Genomic DNA, 22,032 nt, shown 5'->3' with positions numbered 1-22,032 from the left:
GGTGTCGGAGTTGCGATATCCTCCTGCTTCTCACCAAGGAGGTAGCATGGCCAAGAGGGGGAAGGTCGGGCAAGAATCGGTCGAGCTTCTCGATCGACATATCGAACAGGTGCGTACCACGTTGTCGGCGTTTCAACCGTTCTTGTCACGGCGCAAGGCGACCGCGTCGCTGGATGGCTTCGATGACCGAGCGGAAGAGGTGCTGAGCGACACGTTCGGGGCGGCATCGGAGGAACTGGAAGCCTATCACTATGCCAAGCTGGGGGAGACGGGACTCTTGCCGGAGGAAGCGCAAGAGGCGGGGATGCATAGCACCGATCGGGAGAGCCTTCACCAGCGGAAGCAGGTGCTGGAGAGTTGTCTTGCGCAGCTCGAATTGAAGCGGGCCGCGCGCGTGGGGCGTGATTGGCGACGGACGGTCGGGGAGCGCATCGACGGTCGCACCGTGGCTGAGTTCATGTCGAAAGATGTGCGCAGTGTTCACAAGGGCGCGTTGATCAAAGAGGCAGGGCGACTACTGCAGAAGTGGCGCATCGGGTCGCTGCTGGTCGATGATGGGTCCCGCTACATCGGCATCATCACCGACACCGACCTGAGCCGGAAGGCCGTTGCCAAGGGGTTGGATCCCAACAGCACCACCGTCCTGGCTTGCATGAGCAAGTCGATCGTTACCATCGAGGATAGTGAACCGATCAAGGAAGCCTTGCGCTTGATGAAGAAGGAGGGCATCCGTCACTTGCCTGTCACGGAAGACGGCACGATCATCGGCGTGCTGTCGGTGGGGGATTTGTTGCGGGCCTATCAGCGGATTCTGGAACTGTAGCCTGATCGAGGGACCTTTGAGCCTCACATCGACGCTACGCTTCAGCGAGCGTCCGATTCATGCGAGAAGGAAATCTGAGTTGGACGTACGAGAGGCGCCATAGCCGTGCTGCTCGTTGGCCTGCTCTTGTCCTGGTGAAATGGATTTCCAGCGGCCGACGCATCGGATTCCTCTCCCGATCCGAACGCGGTGAAGTGGCATCCCGGCCATTCGCGCTGCGTGGCCTGCAGCTTCGCGTGGAATGGCCGGATCTTGAGCCAGAGGAGGCCGCTACGACTTTACCGTCATCGAACAGGCCCTCGCGCAGCTGGCATCGACGATCCAAGAGCTCTTCGCGTTCGGCCGTGACCGGTTTACCTGTTCTGGACGCGCGCGCCGGGATCGTATCTCCAGCTGTTGGAGATGCTGAACGGCCTGCCGGCCACCAGCGGTCAGGCGGGCGGGCTCGATACAACTTGCCCTAAGGCCTGTACGGCCTGCGTGGAGTAGAAACTGTTGGGCGGTCACCAGCTCCGGTAAGCGGACTTTGACCATTTCCCTCATAACTAGCACGCTTCTCCCTGCGACCCCGTGGCCTCGTTTCCTGCCAGGACTTCCAGCTTCTTTATTTCTTCAAGAAGTCTACAGAGAAGCCCCCTCGCCGAATGCGGCGCCTATTCGGCTCACGGCATGCCGTTCTTCCCAGGGAGGGAGCCTGTTCCCATCACAGTTTTCCGAACATCTTTTCGAAGAACTGTCTATTTTGCTTCATGTGTTCTTCGATATCCGTCTGCAGGTGCCTTGCGCCAGTCTGCCAATCTTCGGTCTGGTAGCCGACGCGGCGGGCGAGGAAGATGAACTCGTCTGAGTCGGGCGGCGGGAGGACGAGGTCCTTGGTGTTGCCGCGCACCATGCGCAGGCCGTCGATCAGCATGCGGATGAAGAGGTAGGATTTGCGCAGGTTCTCGCCGGTCGCGCGGGGGATGAGTCCCACGTCAATGAGGGCGGCCAAGGCCCGGAGCGTGTTGGGCGTGCGCAGGCTCGGGTGGCGGTGTCCGTGCATCACCTGCAGGTATTGAATGGCATATTCCAGCGTGACGATGCCGCCGTGGCTGTGTTTGAGATTGATCTGCCCCGGCTCGACGAGTTGCTTCACCTGTTGCCGCCGCAGGTCGAGGGCCACGGTCAGGTCCCAAGGTTCTCTGCTATACACGTAGCTGTCGCGATGGGCCTCGACCTTCTTGCCGAGCGCGGCGTCCCCCGCAATATGACGCAGCTTGATGAGCGCTTGCCGCTCGAAGGGAGCCGCCTGCCCGTCGACGCTGTAATACTTGCAGACCTCATCGAAGGCGTTGGCGAGCGATCCCTTGCCGCCGTGGGGTCGTAGCCGAACGTCGATGTGAAAAATACCTTCCTGCTTGGCTTCGATCCATTGCAGAAATTCCTGCGCGAGCCGCTCGAAGTATTCGCTGTTCTCGATAACCTCCTTGCCGCTGGTCCGCCCCGGTCCGCCATAGACGAAGATTACTTCGATGTCGGAGGCGTAGCCCATCTCCTTGCCGCCGAATTTGCCTGCGCCCAGGATTGCAATAGGGCAGGGTTTCTTGCTGGCCAAACGCGGCGCGCCGTAGCGTTTGGTCAGCTTCTCCTGACAGTCGACGAGGCTGCGCTCCACGATCACTTCGGCCAGTTCCGAGATGGCCAGTGAAAAGTCGGGCAGACTCGTGTCCGGCTCCACGATGTGTTTCATGTCGATGCGGAACAGCTCCTGATCCTTGAAGCGATTGAGCGCCTCCTTGCGCGCCTCGTCGGTTTTGGCCTTGGCGATGACGCGGTTCAATTCCTTGCGTAAGGTGGTCTGGGGCTTGATGAGCGGCGCGTCTCGGTAGTCCTTCAGCAACGGCAGCAGGTTGATGTGTTGCCGCCGGAGAAAGTCCTCCCACAAGAAATCACTGGCTCCCAGCAGCCGGGCCAGGATCGGAAACGTTTTCTTGTCCTTCACGAAGGCCCAGGCTTGTTTGCGCCCTGCCTGGCGCGAGCCTTCGAGGACGAGGTCGAGAAATTGGTCGAAGGCCTCCAAGGCTTTGGCCGGATCGGGCGCCCAGGTGAGGGCATGGGTGAACTGCTTGATGAGCACGGCGGTGAGGCGCAGCTGTTCGAGGTCTCCGGGGTCGAGCAGTTTTTGCCCGAAGCGGTTCCGGATGTAGAAGCGGTCATGGAGCTTGCCGTCTTCGATCGCGAACTGCGCCTTGCTGATGTAGACGTTGCGCATCGCGAGCGCGTTGGCGAAGGCGTAGAGAAACGCCGGCGTGTCGTCGGACCGGATGTCCACGATCGTGTCCGTCGGTGACTGGCTGTTGTCGAAGGTGATCTGGACGGTGTGGAGCAGGCCGCTGAAGGAACTGCGGCGTTTGCCGAGGTGCTCGACCAGTTGGCGGTTGACCTGCTGCCGGGCTTCGTCGAATTGCCCTTCGTCCAGCAATATGATCATGCGCGAGAGGTGGCCGGCGAGACGTTTTTGTTCCGTGCCGGTGAACGTCTGGCCCTCGATGGGACTGACGGTGAACACGTCCACGATCTTTTTGCGCGTGAGGCCGGGGCGCCCCTGCGGTTTCATGCGGATCGGATAGGGATCGAGTACCCGGCTGCTGCGAGGCTGCTCGCGTTCCGCCGAAGTGAAGATGCGCCCTTCTTCGATGTTGAGGCCGAAAGCGGAGAGCAGCCCGCAGATGGTCGCGAATTCCGAGAAATAATCGTAGGCGACGATCGTGATGGTCCAGCGCCCGGCATCCAGTTTCGCGAACCGGACTTCGCAAGGATGGTCGGGCGTGAGCAGTGCCGCCAGCGCGAGGTGCTCGGCGAGGAGTTTTAGGGGAAAGGCGGTGAAATAGTCCGCATCCATCCGCGCGACGAAGTCATGCAAGATATCGGCGTCCACGCCGCGACAGAGCGGCGTGAGTGCGGCGAGAATCCGTTCGCGATCGACGTTCGCGGACAGCATGGGCTGCGAGTATACCCGAAGCCACGTTCGTTGTACCGGAAGAATTGCGCCAGTATAATGCGGCGCCATGGAAGGTCGTCCCAGACCCGATCCCACTCCCTTGCTCGTCGCCGCCGGCCTGGATCCTGCGCAGGTCTCTGCCATCCTTACGCCCTATGGCATCACCAAGCCGGCTGAGGCCGATGCCAACATTCAGAGCATGGCCGGCGAGCCCCACACGCGCAAGCTGCTCGCGACCATTTTACCGAATCTCCTGGCGGAGGTGGCGCGGACCGCCGATCCGGACCAGGCGTTGAACCACTGGGAGCGATTGTTCAGCGGAGGCGGGAACCGGGCCTCGCTGCTACGGTATCTCCAGTCCTCCCCGAAGATGTTGGGGCTGCTCTGCACCATCTTCGGAAACAGCGATTCGCTGGCGTTCGTCCTCATCCGCGACCCGATGTTGGTCTATTGGTTGGCGGAAGAAGAGGTGTTGACAGTGGCGCCGACCAAGGCGGGGATGGCGGCGGCCCTGCGGCACAACCTTGAAACGCTCACGGCCACCGAGTTGAAATTGGATGTACTGCGGCGGGTGCGTCGGCGGGAAATGCTCCGGATCGGTGTGCGCGACCTGTTTCGTCTCGCCACGGTGAAAGAAACCACCGGCGCCTTGTCCGACCTGGCCTCCGTCCTCATCCATGCCGCCTATGAGCTGATCGATCGCGATCTGCGGTCGGTGCACGGCACGCCGATGCATCGTCAGGCCAACGGTCAATGGGTGGAAACGGAGTTTGCCGTCATCGGGATGGGGAAACTCGGTGCGCACGAACTGAACTACAGCTCGGACGTCGATCTCATTTATGTCTACGCCTCCGCCGACGGCGAAACGAGGAAGGGGAAGCGCGGCCGTTCGTCACCCAGCGATGGGTTGTCCAATGAAGAGTACTTCGAGATGCTCGCTCGTTCCCTCACCAAGGCTCTGGCAGAACAGACCAGGGAAGGGGCCGTCTTTCGGGTTGATCTACGGCTGCGCGCTGAGGGGAGCGTAGGGCAACTGGCGCGATCGATCGAGGCCTATGAACGTTACTATGCCCAGCGAGGACAGGTGTGGGAGCGGCTCGCGTTGCTCAAGGCCTGGCCGATCGCCGGATCGCGGGCGGTTGGGGAGTCGTTCGTGCGCATGGCGGAACGGTTCATCTTTCAGCCTGATGCAGCGAACTTGACCAAAGACCGGGCCCTGGCAGTCGTCCGTGAAGTCCGCTCGGTGAAGGAGATGATCGACGAGAAGATCGCGGGGCGCGGCCATCAGCATCGTAACGTGAAACTCGGCATCGGGGGCATTCGCGAGATTGAGTTTCTGGTGCAGACGATTCAGGTCCTGGCGGGGCGGATCGTCCCCGGCATCTTGGATCGGCGGACGGTCGGTGCGCTTGAGCGGATGTGGCGGCACCGTTTCGTCAACGAAGACGATCAGGTGCGGTTGACTGAAGCCTACTGGTTTCTGCGGGATGTGGAGCACAAGCTCCAGATGATGCACGACTTGCAGACGCATGCCCTGCCGGACAGCGACGAGGAACTTGAACGTTGCGCGATCAGGATGGGGTATGGGCTGGAGTCGCGGGCGTCAGCCTTGGCTCAGTTTCTGAAGGATCGGGCTCGGCACACGGCGACGGTGAATGAACTGTTCCGGTCGCTCTTCTACCACCCGGAGTCGTCGCCTCTGTTCGCAGCAATGTTGGTTGCGGCCGAGGGCCACCTCGACCGCAACTTGTCCAGCGCCAAAAAAGGGACCGGTCCGGCGGGGCCACCGCCGGACCGGTCTTCGACAGCGAAGAAGAAACGGAAACCTTAGTACATACCTTCCATGCCGTGGTTATGACCCGCATGGCCGGCGGCTTCTTTCTTCTCTTCCGGCAATTCCGTGATCATGACCTCGGTGGTCAGCATCAAGCCGGCGACGCTGGCGGCGTTCTGCAAGGCGCAGCGCGATACCTTCGTCGGGTCGATGATGCCCAACTTGATCATGTCCACGTACTCATCCGTCGCGGCGTTGTAGCCCGCGTTCTGGTTCTTGTCCTCGCGGACCCGTCCGACCACGACGGAGCCTTCGGCACCCGCATTGGCTGCGATCTGCCGGATCGGCTCTTCGAGCGCCCGTCGCACGATGTCCACGCCGACTTTCTGCTCGGCCGGGAGGTCCTTGATCGAATCCAAGCCCTTCAGGCAGCGCAGGTAGGCCGTGCCTCCGCCCGGGACGATGCCCTCTTCGACGGCGGCTTTGGTCGCGTGCAACGCGTCTTCCACGCGTGCCTTCTTTTCCTTCATTTCCGTCTCGGTCGCGGCGCCGACGTTGATGACGGCCACGCCGCCCACGATCTTCGCCAACCGCTCCTGCAGCTTCTCCCGATCGTAGTCCGAGGTGGTCTCTTCGATCTGGGCCTTGATCTGCTTCACGCGGCCTTCGATTTTCTTCGGATCACCATGACCCTCCACGATCGTGGTGTTGTCTTTGTCGATCGTGACGCGTTTCGCGCGGCCCAAGTCGGTGAGCTTCACATTCTCCAGCTTCAGGCCGAGATCTTCGGAGATGACCTGGCCGCCGGTGAGGATCGCGATGTCTTCCAACATGGCCTTGCGGCGGTCGCCGAAGCCCGGCGCCTTCACCGCCGACACGTTCAAGGTGCCGCGGAGCTTGTTGACCACCAAGGTGGCCAGCGCTTCGCCTTCGACTTCTTCCGCGATGATGACGAGCGGCTTGCCCATCTTGGCGACCTGCTCGAGGACCGGCAACAGGTCCTTCATGCTGCTGACTTTCTTCTCATTGATGAGGATGAGCGGCTCGTCCATGACGGCTTCCATCCGTTCCGCGTTGGTCACGAAGTAGGGGGAGATGTAGCCCCGATCGAATTGCATGCCCTCGACCACGTCCAGCGAGGTCGTCATCGACTTGGCTTCCTCGACCGTGATGACGCCGTCCTTACCGACCTTCTCCATGGCCTCGGCGATCAAGTCGCCGATGGTCTTGTCGTTGTTCGCGGAGATGGTGCCGACCTGAGAAATCTCGGTCTTGGTCTGGCAGGGCTTACTGAGCTTCTTGAGTTCGGCGATGACGGCTTCCACCGCCCGATCGATGCCGCGCTTCACTTCCATCGGGTTCGCGCCGGCGGTGATGTTCTTCACGCCTTCCCGGTAGATGGCCTGAGCCAGCACGGTCGCGGTCGTGGTGCCGTCACCGGCCGTATCGCTGGTCTTGCTGGCGACTTCGCGCACCAGCTGAGCGCCCATGTTCTCGTACGGGTTCTTCAGCTCGACTTCCTTCGCCACGGTCACACCGTCTTTGGTGATGGTCGGGGCGCCGAACTTCTTGTCGAGAATTGCATTACGACCCTTCGGGCCGAGCGTCGCCTTCACGGCATCGGCGAGCTGATTCACCCCCTTCAGGATGGATGCCCGCGCCGCTTCGCTATACAACAGTTGCTTTGCCATAGTCTTCCTCCATTAAGCTAATCTGATCGTCTGCTCGTCGGTTGGTTCAGGTAGGTTCAGTGGGTGAAGATGCCCAGAATGTCTTCTTCTTTCAGAATGAGGCACTCTTCGTCGTCGATGCGGAGCTTGCTGCCGGAATATTTGTCGAACAAGACCTGGTCGCCGACCTTGATGTTTTCGACCTTCTTTCCGATGGCCTGCACGATGCCCCGTTGCGGCTTCTCCTTGGCGGAGTCCGGCACGTAAATGCCGCCCGAGGTCCGTTCCATTTCCTCGGTGTAGGTGACGAACAACCGGTCACCGAGCGGTTGGAAGTTCTTCGCAGCCGTTGACTTCTTGTCCTTCGCTTCCGTAGCCATACCCATTCCCTCCTTACTAGTGATGAGCGTCTAGGCCCTGATGTACAGTGTGTGAAAGCTGGAAACTCAGCTCTGACGTGTACCTTGCAGAAAACTCGTTGGGAAAGATAGTGCCAAAGTGTGGCAAGTCAATAGGATGGGTGGCATAAAAATATTTAGTTCCGGTTCAACTTGGCAGTCAATGCGTAACTCTTTGATTATACAAGACGTATTTGCTTATATCTGTTTGGGATTCACCGGTCTGCCAGCAATGCCAGAACATTCCGAGTGATCTGCCGCACCGGCTCGCTGGCCCGGGCCGTCCGTAACTGGGGCGCGTTGTAGTCGTCGAGTCCCCAGCTCCATTGGATGGTTCCGGCGGCGAAGACCGGCGTACCCCCAGCCGTGTGATACAGCGTCATGTCGCCAAACACCTCCTGCCCGTCCTTGTGATAGGGGGAATGGGCCAGGATGGTCAGTCCTGGCGGGCCGTTCGGAAAGGCTCGGTCGATCTCGTAGCCCAGCAGGCCATGTAGGCGACGGTCCGGCGATAGGTCTATGCCGCGAAACAGCGCGTGAGAAGGCAGGGTGATGAGGATGTCGCCCTCCACCGGCACCGTTTCGAACATGACACCCACCAGCGCCTGTTCCGGACGATTGACCGGAGGGTCGCGCCATTGGACGGTGATGAGGTGGTCGTTCGTCGGGTCGGCATCCAGGGCGAAAGGATCCTCCGTCGGCGCGACCTCCTTGTAACTCACCATCGTACGGTCCGGTTCGCCGGTGAGGACACTGGGTTCCAGCCTGATTTGCCAGTAGCAGGTGTTGGCCGAGAAAAAGCCGAGCCCCACCCCATGGTCGCGGGCGTCCTCCACGTGTCGCCGCATCTCCAGCGACCAGTATTCGTCGTGGCCCACCGAGAGCCAGGCCTTGTGGCCCTTCCAGAAATCCGGCTGGCGATGGGTGTCGAGATTCGTGCTGTAAGTCACGTCGTAGCCCTCACGCTCCAGCCAGCGAACCATGTTGTATTCCCAGCCAGCGGGGGAAATCGTGCGGGTGGGGTGGATGGAGAGAGCGGTCAAGAATTCTCCGGCGCCCGTGCCGCTGACGCCGCGGGGATGCTGGCTCATGGCATAGGGCCGGTTGAAGGAGACCTTTCTGGCCCAACGTTCGCCGACACTGTTGGAGGGGTAGGTCGATTTCCCGCCCCAGTTGTTGTAGGCCTGGAAGGTGGTGACGCTGGATTGGAACAGAAAGTCGGATGTTCGATTGTCCTCACGCACGACGAAGATGATGTAGCTCTGCTTGCCGCTGGGCTGAGCGGTCAACTTGATGAGATAGACGCCGCTCAGCCATTCCAGCTGGTCCTTGCTGCTGGTGGACAGGCGGTAGGACTCCTGCCAGTCGCATTCAATGAGTCCGGTGACCGGATCGGGCGAGGGCACCGGTTGCCTTGCACCGGGGATCACGATGCCGCCTTGGACCAGCCGCGCACCGGTCCCCCCATACCAGCCCATACGGTAGATGGTGAGCCAGACCCTGGGGTCCGTGCTGCTGACGAAGAGACGGAGGATATCGCCCCGTTGGATGCTGGTGGCCGATGCGTAGCCCTCGACCTCGTGGTCGGCAGGGTCGGTCAGGACCCATTCGGCCGTGCCGGGCCTGGCATTTTCCCGCGTGATGGGAGAAGCGGCGTGAGCGGCGGTCGTGAGGGCAAGAAGGCTCAGAACAAAAGCCAGGAAGCGACAGCTTGCCCTACATGCGAAGGCGGTCAAAGTCCTTCACGTCCTTCTTGATGAAGTCGCGCAACCGTTTAATGATCCGCGCCTCCAGCTGTCTCGTGCGCTCCTTGGTAATGCCGTACTTCGCGCCCATGTCTTCGAGTGTGAGCGGCGTTTCCGACAGGATGCGGTTGCGGAGAATATCTTCTTCCCGCTCGTCGAGGGTGGTGATGAACTCCGCCAGTTTCCGCCGGAACAGGGCCTTGAGTTGCGTGTCGGCCAGTTGTTCGTCGGCGGGCTGTTCATGGGCCGGCAGGACATCCATCAAGGTGCCGTCCTGCTCCGGGCCGATGGGCTGGTCGAGCGACAGTTCCCAATTGCCCAGGCGCTGATCCATCTCGATGACGTCGCGTTCGCGCACGTTCAAGCGGTCGGCCAGCAGTTTGCTGTCAGGCGCGAAGCCTTCCCGTTCGAGTTTGGCCTTCTCCTTCTTGAGGTTGTAGAAGAGCTTTCGTTGGTCTTGCGTGGTGCCGACCTTGATAAGGCGATAGGTGTTCAGCAGGTAGCGCAGGATGTAGGCGCGTGCCCACCAGGCGGCATAGGCGTAAAAACGGACGTTTTTCGTCGGGTCGAATTTCTTAATGGCCTGTAGCAGCCCGACATTGCCTTCCTGGATCAAATCCATGTGGTCGGCGCCGGTATGGAGGTACTCGGACGCGATCGAGACCGACACCCGCAGGTTGGCCAGGATCAGCTTCACGGCGGCTTCGCGGCTGCCTCGTTTCTGGTATTCCTCGAAGAGGAGCAACTCCTCTTCCTTGGAGAGGTAGGGATATCGACGGATTTCGGTCAGGTACTGTTGCAGGGTGGTGACGGGTACCAGCGACGTGGAGAGGGGAGGCTCCTCCGCGTCCTTCTGTTGTTCCCGGTCCGCCGCTTCGTGCTCCTCCGTGACTTCATCGTCCGTGGGCTCCAGGAGTTCGGCCTCGACGTGGTCTTCGGTGAGTTCTTCGTCGGCTTCGTCGATGTGTTTGCGGTCGCTCATGCCATCGGGAATCGGTTGGTACGAATGGAGACTATAACAGATGTGAGGAGTCCTTGCGTCGGCGAAATGGTGCCTCGTATAGTGCGTGGAGCCTGCACGGGCTGCTGTCGCAAGGTGCGACGGGTCCTGTGATGCAAGGAGTAGGAGAGCCCCTGTCGTGGTGAAATCGGCCCTGCGGACAGGACATGTTCCGACGTTGGTGGGAGCCTGGTTGCACCTGACCGTGAGCTTTATGGTTTGGTTGCTATTCGGTGCGTTGGCCGTACCGATCGGCGACGCGCTGCGGCTGACGGCGGGTCAGCAGGGGTTGTTGATCGCGCTTCCGTTGCTGAGCGGCGCCCTTCTGCGTATTGTGGCGGGCTGGAGTTGCGACTGGTACGGCACGAAAGTAACCGGCCTGGCCGTGCTGGGGCTCCAAGCCCTCGCGGTGATCTGGGCCACCACAGGTAGCGGCAGTTATTCCGAGCTGCTGGCGATTGGCTCATTGCTGGGCGCGGGCGGAGCGAGTTTCGCCGTGGCCTTGCCAGTGGCGAGCAAGGCCTATCCTCCCGCTCACCAAGGTTTGGTGTTGGGACTGGTGGCTTCGGGAAATATCGGGACCGTGCTGGTCTTTTGGCTGACCCCCCGCTGGGCGGGGACCCTCGGCTGGCAGGGCGCCTGCGGCCTGATGCTGATTCCGCTCTGCCTGACCTTCATCCTGTTTGCCCTGGCGGTGCGGGAAGAGCGGCCAAGAGAGGCGGCGGTGGGCGGAGTTTGGTGGCAAGCCGCGTGGGACTTGATTCGGCAGCCGTCGGTGTATTGGCTCTGCCTGGTCTACGGCATCACGTTCGGTGGATTCGTCGGGCTGACGAGTTTCCTGCCGGTGTTGTTGCACGACCAGTATGGGAGTGAGGCTGTCTTTGGCGGGACGGTGGCTGCGCTCTGCGGGTTGATCGGCAGCGTGATCCGGCCGTTCGGTGGACGGTGGGCCGACCGTTATGGTGGGCTGCGCCTGCTGGCGGGAGTCTTTCTCGGGCTTGCTTTGTTGAACACCCTCACAGGGTTTCTGCCGCCACTGGGCTGGGCCGTCGGGTTGCTCGTCGGAACCGTGGCGCTGTTGGGATTCGGCAACGGGGTGGTTTTCCAGATCGTCTCGGAGTGGTTTCCCCGGGATATCGGTCTGGCTTCGGGATTGGTGGGGGCCGCCGGGGGGATCGGCGGATTCATCCTGCCCCTCTGGTTCGGTCTGTTGCGCGGCAGCGCGGGCACCTATGCCATCGGCTTTGCGGGGCTGGCCCTGGTGAGCGTGGCTGCGGCCCTGACGGTCTGCTCGGCCTTACGGTGTCAGGCACGGATGCTCGGCCAGGAGGCAGATGCCGAGGTGTTCCCCATTGACAGGCGCGGGGCGAAAAGGGTTAGCTGAGGCACCATGGCGAAACTGTTTGATCCCATCGAAGACGCAATCAAGGACATCAAAAAGGGCAAGTTCATCATCCTGGTCGACGACGAGGATCGCGAAAACGAAGGCGACCTGGTCATGGCGGCCGGCAAGGTGACGCCGCAGGCCGTCAATTTCATGGCTAAGCATGCGCGCGGGCTGATTTGTCTGGCGCTGACGCCGGAGCGGGTGGAACAACTGCAGCTGCCGCCACAAGCGGTGGAAAACACCGCGACCTTCGGCACGGCCTTCACCGTCTCTATCGATGCCAGGAAGGGGATCACGACCGGTATTTCCGCCGCCGACCGGGCGACGACCATCCATGTGGCCATCGATCCTCAGTCGGTGCCGGCGGACCTGGCGCGTCCCGGCCACATCTTTCCCTTGAAGGCCCAGGTGGGAGGCGTACTGCGTCGAGCGGGTCAGACCGAAGGGTCGGTGGACCTGGCGCGGTTGGCAGGGCTCTATCCGGCGGGGGTGATCTGCGAAATCATGAACGAAGACGGCACGATGGCCCGGGTGCCGGAATTGACCAAGTTTGCCAAACGACACAAGCTGAAAATGGTGACGATCAAGGCTCTGATCGAATACCGCATGCATCGGGAAACCTTCGTGACCAGGGCGGCGAGCGCCGCCTTGCCCACGTCGTTTGGGGAGTTCGAGGCCGTCGCCTTCCAGAGCGAGATCGACGGTGCGACCCACATTGCGCTGGTCAAGGGACAGGTGGATGAAAACCCGACCCTGGTTCGCGTCCACTCCGGCTGCCTGACGGCCGACGCGTTGGGCTCACTGCGCTGTGATTGCCGCGACCAATTGCATCGAGCCATGGAGATTATTCAAAAGGACGGGCGCGGCGTCCTGCTCTACTTGAATCAAGAGGGCCGCGGCATCGGGCTGCTCAACAAGATCAAGGCGTACGGTCTCCAGGACCACGGCAGCGACACCGTCGAAGCGAATCTGCAGTTGGGCTTCAAGGCCGATCTGCGCGATTACGGGGTCGGGGCTCAAATCCTCGTGCAGCTGGGGCTGCATCACATTCGTCTGATTACCAACAACCCACGCAAGATCGTCGGCATCGAAGGCTACGGACTCAAAGTCGTCGAGCGTGTCCCGATCGAGATTGCCCCCCGTGCCCATAACGAACGCTATCTCCGCACGAAGAAAGCCAAGCTCGGCCACATCCTGAAAAAAGTGTAGCGGCCGGCGTCCGCGGTTTTGCCACCGATCATCGCCCCGAAACGTATAGCCATTTGAGGCCCATTCCAGGTATGATCGCGCCTTCTTCTCCCAGGCAGCGGGATGAGACGGGCGAGCCATCACACGGTGCGATGAAAATCCGTACAGGATCCCATGACGCGACGGGGCTGGCCTTCGGCATCGTTGCGAGTAAATTCAATACGTTTGTGACGGGACGTCTGCTCACTGCCTGTGTGGCGGTGCTGAAGCAGGCAGGGGTGGTGGAGGGCGCCATCGAGGTGGTCCGGGTCCCAGGCGCCTTTGAAATTCCCTTGGTCGCCCGCCAACTGGCCCGGTCTGGTCGAGTGGATGCCGTGATCTGCTTGGGAGCGGTCATTCGCGGCGACACGCCCCATTTCGAGTACATCAGTACTGAAGTCAGCCGGGGCATCCTTCAAGCGTCGCTGGAGACGGACGTGCCGGTGGTGTTCGGCGTCCTGACCACGGATACGGTGGCGCAGGCAACCGAGCGGGCGGATCCCGGTAAGCTCAATCGAGGCGCCGATGCCGCTCGCACGGCGATCGAAATGGCGAATCTCATGAAACTTCTTCGAAAGCCTGCTTCTTCGCAGCGACCCTCGAAGAACGCGACGAGGCGCGCGCGCTGACCGGCGACATCCTATGGCCTCTCGACACCAGGCCCGTGAACGGGCGGTACAGGTCCTCTTTCAGTACGACATCCACGGCCAGGCCGGGGCCTGGTTGGAAGACTTCTGGGTGCAGTATCCCTTGTCGGAGGAGCTGCGTGCCTTTGCGGATCGGTTGGTGGCCGGCGTGCTCACGCATAGGCAGGACCTGGATGCGTTGATCGGGCGGCATGCGACCAATTGGAAGGTCAGCCGGATGCCGATCATCGACCGCAATATCCTGCGGCTGGGCTGCTTCGAATTACTCTACGTGCCGGAAGTGCCGGCCAAAGTGACCCTGAACGAGGCCATCGAATTGGCCAAGAGTTTCGGCGACGAGGAAGCCTCCAAGTTTGTCAACGGCATCCTGGACAAAGTGCTGAGTTCGGACAACCGCTTGGAGCGGAAACGGGCTTTCCCCGAACTGCCGGTGGTGGGAGCCGACAGCAACGAGGTGTCGCAAGGGGCGTAACACTGCCGTCCGGCTGCGTAACGTCGGCGCGCGCACGAACGACGATTCACGAGAGGCGAACAACAGAGACCGCCATGATTGATCGGTATACCAGACCCAAGATGAGCGCCATTTGGGAGCTCAAACACAAGTATGAGATTTGGCTCGAGGTCGAACTGCAGGCCTGTGCCGCGTTCGAGCGCGACGGCCAGGTCCCGCGCGGCACGAGCGCCAGGATTCGGAAGAAGGCCAGGATCGACGTGGCGCGCATTGCCGAGATCGAGAAGGTCACCAAACACGACGTGATCGCCTTTCTGGAATCGCTCATGGATTCGGTGGGCCCGGAACATCGGTTCCTGCACATGGGGTTGACCTCGTCGGACATTGTCGACACCTCGCTCGCGGTGCAGATGACGGAAGCCCTCGATCTGATTCTCGAAGACCTCGACGAGTTGATCGCCGTGCTCAAGAAACGGGCCTACGAACATCGGCGGACCGTCATGGTCGGGCGGTCGCACGGCATTCACGGGGAGCCGGTGTCGTTCGGCTTCAAGTTGGCCATTTGGTACGAAGAAGCTTGTCGCCACCGGACCAGATTGCAGGCGGTACGGCAGGACATTGCCGTGGGCAAACTGTCGGGCGCGATGGGCACCTTTGCACACCAGGGGCCGGAAATCGAAGAGTACGTCTGTGCCCAGATGGGGCTCACGTCCGATCCGGTATCCAATCAAGTGGTGCAGCGCGACCGCCATGCCGCCTACGTGGCTGCCTTGGCCCTGTTGGCCGCCAGCATTGAAAAGATCGCGACGGAGATCCGACATCTCCAGCGGACGGAAGTGCTGGAGGCGGAAGAATACTTCGCCGAGGGACAAAAGGGATCGTCGGCGATGCCGCACAAGCGGAATCCCATCGCCTCCGAAAACCTCTGCGGGTTGGCCCGTCTGGTGCGCGCGAACAGCCTGACGGCGATGGAAAACGTGGCGCTCTGGCATGAACGAGACATCAGCCATTCGTCGGTGGAACGGGTCATCATGCCGGACAGCACGATCCTGATCGATTACATGTTGGCTCGGGTGACCGACCTGGTGAAACACCTCATCGTCTATCCCGACCGCATGAAGCGGAATTTGGAATTGACCGGCGGGTTGGTCTATTCGCAACGGCTGCTGTTGGCCTTGATCGAGAAAGGGGCTCAGCGGAAGGAATCGTACGAGGCGGTGCAGCGCAACGCCATGACGGCCTGGAAGGGCGGCGTCGGGTTTCAAGAACTGGTGAGTCGCGACCCCTTCATTATCACCCACCTGACCGCCAAGGAGATCGCCGCCTGCTTCGATCCCACCTACTATCTGCGACATCTCGACCAGGTATTTCGACGCGTGTTCAGTTCGGGTGCCGCTCGATCCGCTCGGAAGCGCAGGAGGCGGGCATGATCCTACGGTGGGTATGTGCTGTGGCATTGCTGACGGGGCTGCTGATGGGAGGGACGGCGCAGGCGGCTGGTTCCGCCGAACGGGAAAAGCTGTTGTCGGATCCCGGCGTTTACGCAACCTTTGCCGCGTTTCAGATGAAGCATGAGTGGTGGAACCTCACGGGGGAGGCGCGGGTCATTGCCGTGTCGGAGGTGAAGGGGCTGATCGAGCAGTTTTCGAGCAAAATCGTGGTTGAGACCTACTTGCTGCGCGGGCTCTCGGACCACGCGGACTTCATGTTCCGGCTGCATGCCCGGTCCCTCTCGGATAACCAGCAGTTCTTGGTGTCGCTCTTGGGAACCAGGTTCGGGCGTTATCTGGAAGCCGCGACCTATCTGCAAGGGGTCACGAAGCCAGCCGCCTATGCGTCGGAGTTTTCCGACGAGCTGAAGGCAGCGTTGAAGGGGCAGGCCGAGGTGGGGGCGAGGCCCTATGTGATCGTCATTCCCATCCGTAAGGATGCCGACTGGTGGGCGCTGGATCAAACGGCGCGTCAGGCGCTCATCCAAGAGCACACGCAGGCCGCATTGGCCTATACGCCCGTCGTGAAGCGGAAACTCTACCACTCGACCGGCCTGGACGATTTCGACTTCATTACCTATTTCGAAACGGACCGGTTGGAGGAGTTCCAGCGTTTGATGCGGGCCCTGGAGCAGGTAAAGGAATACCGGCACGTGCGCCGAATCGGGCACCCCACACTGTTGGGAACCCTCAGCCCGCTGGATGACATTCTCGAATCGTTCGCACGATAGCGGAGGACGGTGATGGCTGGCGAATCGAAGGGGACGATGATCTACGAGGGCAAGGCCAAGAAAATTTTTGCGACCGATCGGCCCGACCAGGTGTTGCACTACTTCAAAGACGACGCTACGGCGTTCAACGCGCAGAAGCGCGGGACGATCGCCGACAAAGGCGTGGTCAACAACAAGGTGTCGGAGCGGTTGTTTCGACTCCTGGAGGACCGGGGAATCGAGACACATTTCCTCGAGCGCGTCAGCGACCGCGAGATGCTCACCAAGAAGGTGACGATCGTACCGGTCGAGGTGGTCGTGCGGAACGTCGTCGCGGGGAGTTTGGCCAAACGGTTGGGCCTCAAGGAAGGGGCCGCCATCATCCCGCCGATCATCGAGTTTTATTACAAGGACGATGCGCTCGGTGATCCCTTAGTGAACGACGATCACCTGCGTTTGCTGAACGTGGCGACGCCGGCCGTGCTGCGGGAAATGCGCGAGTTGGGCCGCAAGGTCAACGAGGTACTGCAGCCCTTTTTCAAGGAGCGGCGCATGGTTCTCGTCGATTTCAAACTGGAGTTCGGAGTGTTTCACAACCGCCTGATCCTGGCAGACGAAATTTCGCCCGATACCTGCCGGTTCTGGGACCAGGCGACGCAGGAATCGATGGACAAGGATCGATTCCGCAAGGACTTGGGCAAGGTGGAGGAGGCGTATCAGGAGGTGCTGAAGCGGGTCTGTGAGTAGGGCAGAGGCGATGAATCGGTTGCTGCAGTTGTTCCTGAACTACGGCCTGGTGGCGGCGATTCTGGTATGGGCCGCGACGGTGGCTTTGATGGCCTACCATCTCAAGGAGTCCCCCTGGCGGTGGGCCTTCGTGCTGCTGGCCCTTGCGGGGCTGGGCACGGTGTGGGTGATTTTTCAGATTCGGAAATATGTGAAGCGGGTTACCAAAGAGCAGCGGGAAGCGGGGAAGGCACAATGAAGGCCAAGATTCATGTGACGTTGAAGCAAGGTATTTTGGACCCGCAGGGAAAAGCGATTGAGCACGCGTTGGACTCTCTGGGTTTCAAGAACGCGACGAACGTGCGGGTGGGCAAATACATGGAAGTGGACGTGAACGAGTCGGATCGCGCCAAGGCTGATGCGCAGGTGAAGCAGATGTGCGAGAAACTCCTGGCGAACACGGTGATCGAGGATTATCGGTACGAGCTGCAGTGAGTACGGTGGAGACGCGAGGGTGAGTGAAATGAAGATCGGCGTGGTGGTGTTTCCCGGGAGCAACTGTGATCATGACTGCCGGTACATCTTCCAGGACGTGCTGGGGCAAGACGTGGAGATGGTCTGGCACAAGGACCTCTTGCCGGCCGACATCCATGCGGTGGTGTTACCGGGAGGCTTCTCCTACGGCGACTACTTGCGCACCGGCGCGATCGCACGCTTTTCTCCCGTGATGGCGGGCGTGAAGGAGTTTGCGGCCAAGGGCGGGTTGGTCATCGGTATTTGCAACGGGTGCCAGATTTTGTTGGAAGCCGGCCTGCTGCCCGGCGTGATGCTGCGCAACCGGTCGCTGAATTTCATCTGCAAAGACGTGTGCGTGAAGGTGGAAAATGCCGCCACGCGCTTTACGAGCCGTTGCGAGTCGGGCCAAGTTCTGCGCATCCCCATCGCCCACGCCGACGGCAACTACTTCACCGATCCGGTCACGCTCGCCGGCATCAAGGCGAACGCACAGGTGATTTTTCGCTACTGCACGCCCGAAGGTGCGGTGACGCCTGAAGTCAACCCGAACGGCTCCATGGACAACATCGCCGGGATCATGAACGCCGACGGTAACGTGTTGGGCATGATGCCGCATCCGGAACGGAGCGCGGAGGCGCTCTTGGGCAACGAAGACGGCCGCCTCATTTTCTTGTCGATGCTGGACAGCCTGAAAGGTTCGGCGCCGCAGCTCACCCTGGCGGACCATTTCTGACCTTTCTGACCTTCGAGAATGAATCGCTATGAATGCACCGGTCATCACCAAAGCCGTCCTTGAGCAGCACAAGCTGAGCGAGGACGAGTATAAGAAAATCCTGGAGATTCTGGGGCGCGAGCCGAACTGGACGGAACTCGGCATGTTCTCGGCCATGTGGAGCGAGCACTGCTCGTACAAGAGTTCGCGTATTCATCTGAAGAAACTGCCCACGACCGGACCGCGCGTCGTGCAGGGGCCGGGTGAAAACGCCGGGGCTGTAGATATCGGGGACGGCCTCTGTGCCGTGTTCAAGATGGAGTCGCACAACCATCCCTCGTTCATCGAGCCCTATCAGGGGGCAGCGACGGGGGTGGGCGGGATTCTGCGCGACATCTTTACGATGGGCGCGAGACCGATCGCGCTGCTGAATTCGTTACGGTTCGGCAGCCTGGACCAGGCGCATACGCGTCATCTCCTCAAGGGGGTGGTAGCCGGCATTGCCGGTTACGGCAATTGCATGGGTGTACCCACGGTGGGCGGGGAGATCGTCTTCAACGACATTTATGCATTGAATCCTTTGGTGAATGTGTTTTGCGTGGGTATCGCATCGGCGGACAAGATTTTTCTCGGCAAGGCGGCGGGCGTCGGGAATCCGGTCATCTATGTCGGATCCAAAACGGGGCGTGACGGAATCCATGGAGCCACCATGGCGTCGGACTCGTTCGATGAACAGGCCATGCAGAAGCGGCCGACCGTCCAGGTGGGCGATCCGTTCACGGAGAAGCTGCTGCTCGAGGCCTGTTTGGAGTTGATGTCGGGGGATGTGCTGGTCGGCATTCAAGACATGGGCGCGGCGGGCTTGACCAGTTCTGCCTGTGAAATGGCCTCGCGCGAAGGGACCGGTGTTGAGTTGGAACTGGCCCATGTGCCGAGGCGGGAACCGGGCATGACACCCTATGAGATCATGCTGTCCGAATCGCAGGAGCGCATGCTGATGGTGGCCAAGGCCGGTAGGGAAGAGGAAGTCCTGCGCATCTGCCGGAAGTGGGATTTGGATGTGGCGGTGATCGGGCGGGTGACCGAGACGGGCAAGGTCGTGTTGAAGGAGAATGGGCGGGTAGTGGCCGAAGTGCCGGCCAAGGCTCTGGCCGATGAAGCCCCACGGTATGACCGTCCGAGTGCGCCGCCGGCGTATCAGGAGATGCTGCAGTCGTTGAATTACGACGCGCTGCCTGATGTGAAGGATGCGGACGCGGCGCTGCTGGCGTTGCTGGAATCCCCCACGATTGCGAGCAAACGCTGGGTCTACGAGCAATACGATCACATGGTGCGCACGAACACGGTGGTGAGGCCGGGATCGGACGCGGCGGTGTTGCGCATCAAGGGAACGGACAAGGCGCTGGCGCTGTCGGTGGATTGCAACGGACGCTATTGCTTGCTGAATCCCTACGAAGGGGCCAAGATCGCGATTGCGGAATGCGCGCGTAATTTGGCTTGTTCGGGAGCGGAACCGATCGGGGCGACCGACTGTCTCAATTTCGGGAATCCGCAGCGGCCGGAGGTGATGTGGCAGTTTGTTCTGGCGATCGAGGGACTGAAGGATGCCTGCGAAGCGCTGCAGGTCCCCATCGTGAGCGGCAATGTCAGTCTGTACAACGAGACGAATGAGTTGTCGATATATCCCACGCCGATGATCGGGATGGTCGGCTTGATCGAACATGCCGATCGTACAGCCACCCAGTGGTTTAAGCAGGATGGAAATGTGATTCTTCTGCTGGGGAGGACCCGCGAAGATCTCGGCGGAACCGAATATCTGAAAGTGCTGCACCATCGCGAGCAGGGCTCTCCTCCCTTTCTGAATTTGGAAGCGGAGCGGGCCGTGCAGGCTTGCACGATTCACCTCATACGGGAGGGGCTGGTCCAGTCGGCGCACGACTGTTCTGACGGCGGATTGGCAGTGGCGTTGGCGGAATGCTGCATCTCGGGTTCGGATCGGCGGCTGGGGGCTGTGGTAGAATTAGCCCTCAACGGCCTTCGTCGGGATGCCGTGCTCTTTGGAGAGAGCCAATCGCGCGTGCTGCTTTCCGTCAAGGCCGAGGCGGAAGACCGTGTGCTTCGTCTGGCTCAGGAAGCCGGGGTGCCCGCTGCACGGATCGGAATGGTGGGAGGCGACCGCTTGGTGATACGAGTCGCGGGCGATCAGCGCACGGCCGGGTGCATCGTCGACCTCGACGTCGCGCGGTTGCACGAGAAGTGGTCTAAGGCGATTCCCCGGGCGTTGGAACAGGAATAGATTTCGGTATGGCGAAAGAACTGCCGCTCCTCTCATCGGATAAATTTCACGACGAGTGCGCCGTCTTCGGCATTTACGGCCATAAAGAAGCGTCCAATCTTGCGTATCTGGGGCTCTATGCGCTCCAACATCGCGGACAGGAAGCCTCCGGCATCGTTTCGAACGACGGTGAGCATTTTTACATCGAGAAGGGCCAGGGGTTGGTGGCGGACATCTTTTCGCAGCAGGCATTGGCGAGGTTGCCGGGAACGATGGCAATCGGCCACAACCGCTACTCGACGGCCGGCGGGGCTGGTCTGAAGAACGTGCAACCCCTGAGCGTCAATTTCGCGTTCGGAAATCTGGCCGTCGCGCACAACGGCAACTTGATTAATGCCACCATGCTCCGAAGCGAGCTGGAAGCCTATGGGGCGATCTTTCAATCGACCTCCGACACCGAAGTCATCATCCACCTTATCGCCCATTCTCGGGCGGATACGTTGCTGGATCGAGTCATTGATGCCTTGTCGCAGGTCCGTGGGGCCTTTTCCGTCGTGCTGATGACCGACCACGGCATCGTGGCGGCCCGTGACCCGCACGGTTTTCGACCGCTCTGTTTGGGCCGGCTTCGAGATGCGTGGATCGTCGCATCGGAGAGTTGTGCCTTTGACTTGTTGGATGCGGAGTATGTGCGTGAAATCGAGCCGGGTGAATTGATCGTGCTGGATCATAACGGGGTGAAAAGTTACAAGCCGTTCGGAGCGACGACTCCCGCCATGTGTGTATTTGAGTACGTCTACTTCGCGAGACCGGACAGTCGGATTTTCGGAGGTAGCACGGTGTACGCTACCCGTAAGGCTTTCGGCCGTCAATTGGCGGAGGAATCATGGGTGCCGGCTGATATCGTCATTCCGGTGCCTGATTCCGGTGTGCCTGCGGCCTTGGGCTATTCGGAAGGAGCCGGCGTACCGTTTGAAACGGGGCTGATCCGCAACCACTACGTGGGGCGCACCTTCATTGAGCCTGAGCAGTCCATCCGCCACTTCGGCGTGAAGGTAAAGTTGAATGCCGTGCCCGAGGTTCTGCAAGGCAAGCGCGTCGTGGTTGTAGACGACTCGCTGGTGCGAGGGACGACCAGCCGTAAGATCGTGAAGATGTTGCGTCACGCCGGGGCGAAGGAAGTGCATATGCGGATCAGCTCGCCGCCCATTCTCTCGCCTTGTTTCTATGGCATCGATACGCCTACGAAGAAGGAGCTGATCGCGTCGAGCCATACGACGGAAGAAATTCGGAAATACATCACGGCCGACAGTTTAGGCTATCTCAGCTTGGAAGGCATGTTGAAGGCTTCGCCGGGAGGGCCGGAACAGTACTGTAATGCGTGCTTCACCGAACGCTACCCCATCTCCTTTACCCGCGCCGAAGAATTACAATTAGGACTGTTCGAACCCTCTCGTTGACCCCCACTGCTCGCGTTCGTGGCTACCCGAAGCTGAGATCG

The 22,032-nt window shown here is 60.7% G+C and carries 19 protein-coding genes; 14 read left to right on the top strand and 5 right to left on the bottom strand.

The window, feature by feature from the left end; genetic code table 11:
* Window positions 1-46 precede the first annotated feature (46 nt).
* Window positions 47-823 (top strand): CBS domain-containing protein, encoded by a 777-nt coding sequence (locus HRU82_04505; GenBank protein QOJ34256.1) that lies wholly within the window; start codon window positions 47-49, stop codon window positions 821-823.
* Window positions 824-1,526: 703 nt separating this feature from the next.
* On the opposite strand, the gene HRU82_04500 is transcribed toward HRU82_04505, so the two are convergent.
* A complete protein-coding gene (locus HRU82_04500; protein ID QOJ34255.1) occupies window positions 1,527-3,803 on the bottom strand; it encodes a hypothetical protein in 2,277 nt (758 codons plus the stop codon).
* 67 nt (window positions 3,804-3,870) lie between these two features.
* On the opposite strand from HRU82_04500, the gene HRU82_04495 reads away from it, so the two are divergent.
* Entirely contained in the window at window positions 3,871-5,634 is a 1,764-nt protein-coding gene (locus HRU82_04495) for a hypothetical protein (GenBank protein QOJ34254.1), read from the top strand.
* Here the strand turns inward: HRU82_04495 and groL are convergent.
* The 4 genes from groL to HRU82_04475 all read right to left on the bottom strand — a co-directional run bounded on the left by groL (window position 5,631) and on the right by HRU82_04475 (window position 10,372).
* A complete protein-coding gene (gene groL / locus HRU82_04490) occupies window positions 5,631-7,268 on the bottom strand; it encodes a chaperonin GroEL (protein QOJ34253.1) in 1,638 nt (545 codons plus the stop codon). The genes HRU82_04495 and groL overlap by 4 nt on opposite strands.
* Before the next feature lie 56 nt (window positions 7,269-7,324).
* Entirely contained in the window at window positions 7,325-7,627 is a 303-nt protein-coding gene (locus HRU82_04485) for a co-chaperone GroES (protein QOJ34252.1), read from the bottom strand.
* A gap of 233 nt (window positions 7,628-7,860) precedes the next feature.
* Window positions 7,861-9,381 (bottom strand): hypothetical protein, encoded by a 1,521-nt coding sequence (locus tag HRU82_04480; GenBank protein ID QOJ34251.1) that lies wholly within the window; start codon window positions 9,379-9,381, stop codon window positions 7,861-7,863.
* Complete coding sequence (locus HRU82_04475) at window positions 9,362-10,372, bottom strand: RNA polymerase factor sigma-32 (protein QOJ34250.1); 1,011 nt, start codon at window positions 10,370-10,372, stop codon at window positions 9,362-9,364. The genes HRU82_04480 and HRU82_04475 overlap by 20 nt, the downstream gene beginning before the upstream one ends.
* Before the next feature lie 157 nt (window positions 10,373-10,529).
* Here HRU82_04475 and HRU82_04470 point away from each other — a divergent pair, with 157 nt between their 5' ends.
* From HRU82_04470 to HRU82_04415, 12 genes are all read left to right on the top strand, one after another.
* Window positions 10,530-11,774, top strand: coding sequence for a NarK/NasA family nitrate transporter (locus tag HRU82_04470; GenBank protein QOJ34249.1), 1,245 nt, complete (start codon window positions 10,530-10,532; stop codon window positions 11,772-11,774).
* A gap of 15 nt (window positions 11,775-11,789) precedes the next feature.
* Window positions 11,790-12,986: a bifunctional 3,4-dihydroxy-2-butanone-4-phosphate synthase/GTP cyclohydrolase II gene (locus HRU82_04465; GenBank protein ID QOJ37106.1), complete on the top strand. Its 1,197-nt coding sequence runs from the start codon at window positions 11,790-11,792 to the stop codon at window positions 12,984-12,986.
* 131 nt (window positions 12,987-13,117) lie between these two features.
* The gene (locus HRU82_04460; GenBank protein QOJ34248.1) at window positions 13,118-13,633 is read left to right on the top strand and encodes a 6,7-dimethyl-8-ribityllumazine synthase; all 516 of its coding nucleotides are present in this window, start codon (window positions 13,118-13,120) and stop codon (window positions 13,631-13,633) included.
* A gap of 13 nt (window positions 13,634-13,646) precedes the next feature.
* Window positions 13,647-14,123 carry a transcription antitermination factor NusB gene (nusB, locus tag HRU82_04455; GenBank protein QOJ34247.1) on the top strand — a complete coding sequence of 159 codons (477 nt, stop codon included), beginning with the start codon at window positions 13,647-13,649 and terminating at the stop codon, window positions 14,121-14,123.
* Window positions 14,124-14,197: 74 nt separating this feature from the next.
* Entirely contained in the window at window positions 14,198-15,532 is a 1,335-nt protein-coding gene (locus HRU82_04450) for an adenylosuccinate lyase (GenBank protein ID QOJ34246.1), read from the top strand.
* Window positions 15,529-16,323: a chlorite dismutase family protein gene (locus HRU82_04445; GenBank protein ID QOJ34245.1), complete on the top strand. Its 795-nt coding sequence runs from the start codon at window positions 15,529-15,531 to the stop codon at window positions 16,321-16,323. The genes HRU82_04450 and HRU82_04445 overlap by 4 nt, the downstream gene beginning before the upstream one ends.
* Before the next feature lie 36 nt (window positions 16,324-16,359).
* Window positions 16,360-17,049, top strand: coding sequence for a phosphoribosylaminoimidazolesuccinocarboxamide synthase (locus HRU82_04440; protein QOJ37105.1), 690 nt, complete (start codon window positions 16,360-16,362; stop codon window positions 17,047-17,049).
* Between the two features lie 10 nt (window positions 17,050-17,059).
* Window positions 17,060-17,287 carry a hypothetical protein gene (locus tag HRU82_04435; protein QOJ34244.1) on the top strand — a complete coding sequence of 76 codons (228 nt, stop codon included), beginning with the start codon at window positions 17,060-17,062 and terminating at the stop codon, window positions 17,285-17,287.
* Window positions 17,284-17,523: a phosphoribosylformylglycinamidine synthase subunit PurS gene (purS, locus tag HRU82_04430; protein QOJ34243.1), complete on the top strand. Its 240-nt coding sequence runs from the start codon at window positions 17,284-17,286 to the stop codon at window positions 17,521-17,523. The genes HRU82_04435 and purS overlap by 4 nt, the downstream gene beginning before the upstream one ends.
* Before the next feature lie 28 nt (window positions 17,524-17,551).
* Window positions 17,552-18,277 carry a phosphoribosylformylglycinamidine synthase subunit PurQ gene (gene purQ / locus HRU82_04425; protein QOJ37104.1) on the top strand — a complete coding sequence of 242 codons (726 nt, stop codon included), beginning with the start codon at window positions 17,552-17,554 and terminating at the stop codon, window positions 18,275-18,277.
* Between the two features lie 28 nt (window positions 18,278-18,305).
* On the top strand, window positions 18,306-20,552 hold the full coding sequence (gene purL / locus HRU82_04420; GenBank protein QOJ34242.1) for a phosphoribosylformylglycinamidine synthase subunit PurL: 2,247 nt from the start codon (window positions 18,306-18,308) through the stop codon (window positions 20,550-20,552).
* Between the two features lie 8 nt (window positions 20,553-20,560).
* Entirely contained in the window at window positions 20,561-21,991 is a 1,431-nt protein-coding gene (locus HRU82_04415; GenBank protein QOJ34241.1) for an amidophosphoribosyltransferase, read from the top strand.
* Window positions 21,992-22,032 lie beyond the last annotated feature (41 nt).

It is taken from the genome of Nitrospira sp. (assembly GCA_015709715.1).
Classification (GTDB): Bacteria; Nitrospirota; Nitrospiria; order Nitrospirales; family Nitrospiraceae; genus Nitrospira_A.
This window is presented reverse-complemented; position numbering and strand designations above follow the sequence as displayed.

Coding starts and splice junctions, on each gene's coding strand:
- HRU82_04505 (QOJ34256.1), top strand. CDS start 47: ATGGCCAAGAGGGGGAAGGTCGGGCAAGAATCGGTCGAGCTTCTCGAT.
- HRU82_04500 (QOJ34255.1), bottom strand. CDS start 3,803: ATGCTGTCCGCGAACGTCGATCGCGAACGGATTCTCGCCGCACTCACG.
- HRU82_04495 (QOJ34254.1), top strand. CDS start 3,871: ATGGAAGGTCGTCCCAGACCCGATCCCACTCCCTTGCTCGTCGCCGCC.
- groL (QOJ34253.1), bottom strand. CDS start 7,268: ATGGCAAAGCAACTGTTGTATAGCGAAGCGGCGCGGGCATCCATCCTG.
- HRU82_04485 (QOJ34252.1), bottom strand. CDS start 7,627: ATGGCTACGGAAGCGAAGGACAAGAAGTCAACGGCTGCGAAGAACTTC.
- HRU82_04475 (QOJ34250.1), bottom strand. CDS start 10,372: ATGAGCGACCGCAAACACATCGACGAAGCCGACGAAGAACTCACCGAA.
- HRU82_04460 (QOJ34248.1), top strand. CDS start 13,118: ATGAAAATCCGTACAGGATCCCATGACGCGACGGGGCTGGCCTTCGGC.
- nusB (QOJ34247.1), top strand. CDS start 13,647: ATGGCCTCTCGACACCAGGCCCGTGAACGGGCGGTACAGGTCCTCTTT.
- HRU82_04450 (QOJ34246.1), top strand. CDS start 14,198: ATGATTGATCGGTATACCAGACCCAAGATGAGCGCCATTTGGGAGCTC.
- HRU82_04445 (QOJ34245.1), top strand. CDS start 15,529: ATGATCCTACGGTGGGTATGTGCTGTGGCATTGCTGACGGGGCTGCTG.
- HRU82_04440 (QOJ37105.1), top strand. CDS start 16,360: ATGATCTACGAGGGCAAGGCCAAGAAAATTTTTGCGACCGATCGGCCC.
- HRU82_04435 (QOJ34244.1), top strand. CDS start 17,060: ATGAATCGGTTGCTGCAGTTGTTCCTGAACTACGGCCTGGTGGCGGCG.
- purS (QOJ34243.1), top strand. CDS start 17,284: ATGAAGGCCAAGATTCATGTGACGTTGAAGCAAGGTATTTTGGACCCG.
- purQ (QOJ37104.1), top strand. CDS start 17,552: ATGAAGATCGGCGTGGTGGTGTTTCCCGGGAGCAACTGTGATCATGAC.
- purL (QOJ34242.1), top strand. CDS start 18,306: ATGAATGCACCGGTCATCACCAAAGCCGTCCTTGAGCAGCACAAGCTG.
- HRU82_04415 (QOJ34241.1), top strand. CDS start 20,561: ATGGCGAAAGAACTGCCGCTCCTCTCATCGGATAAATTTCACGACGAG.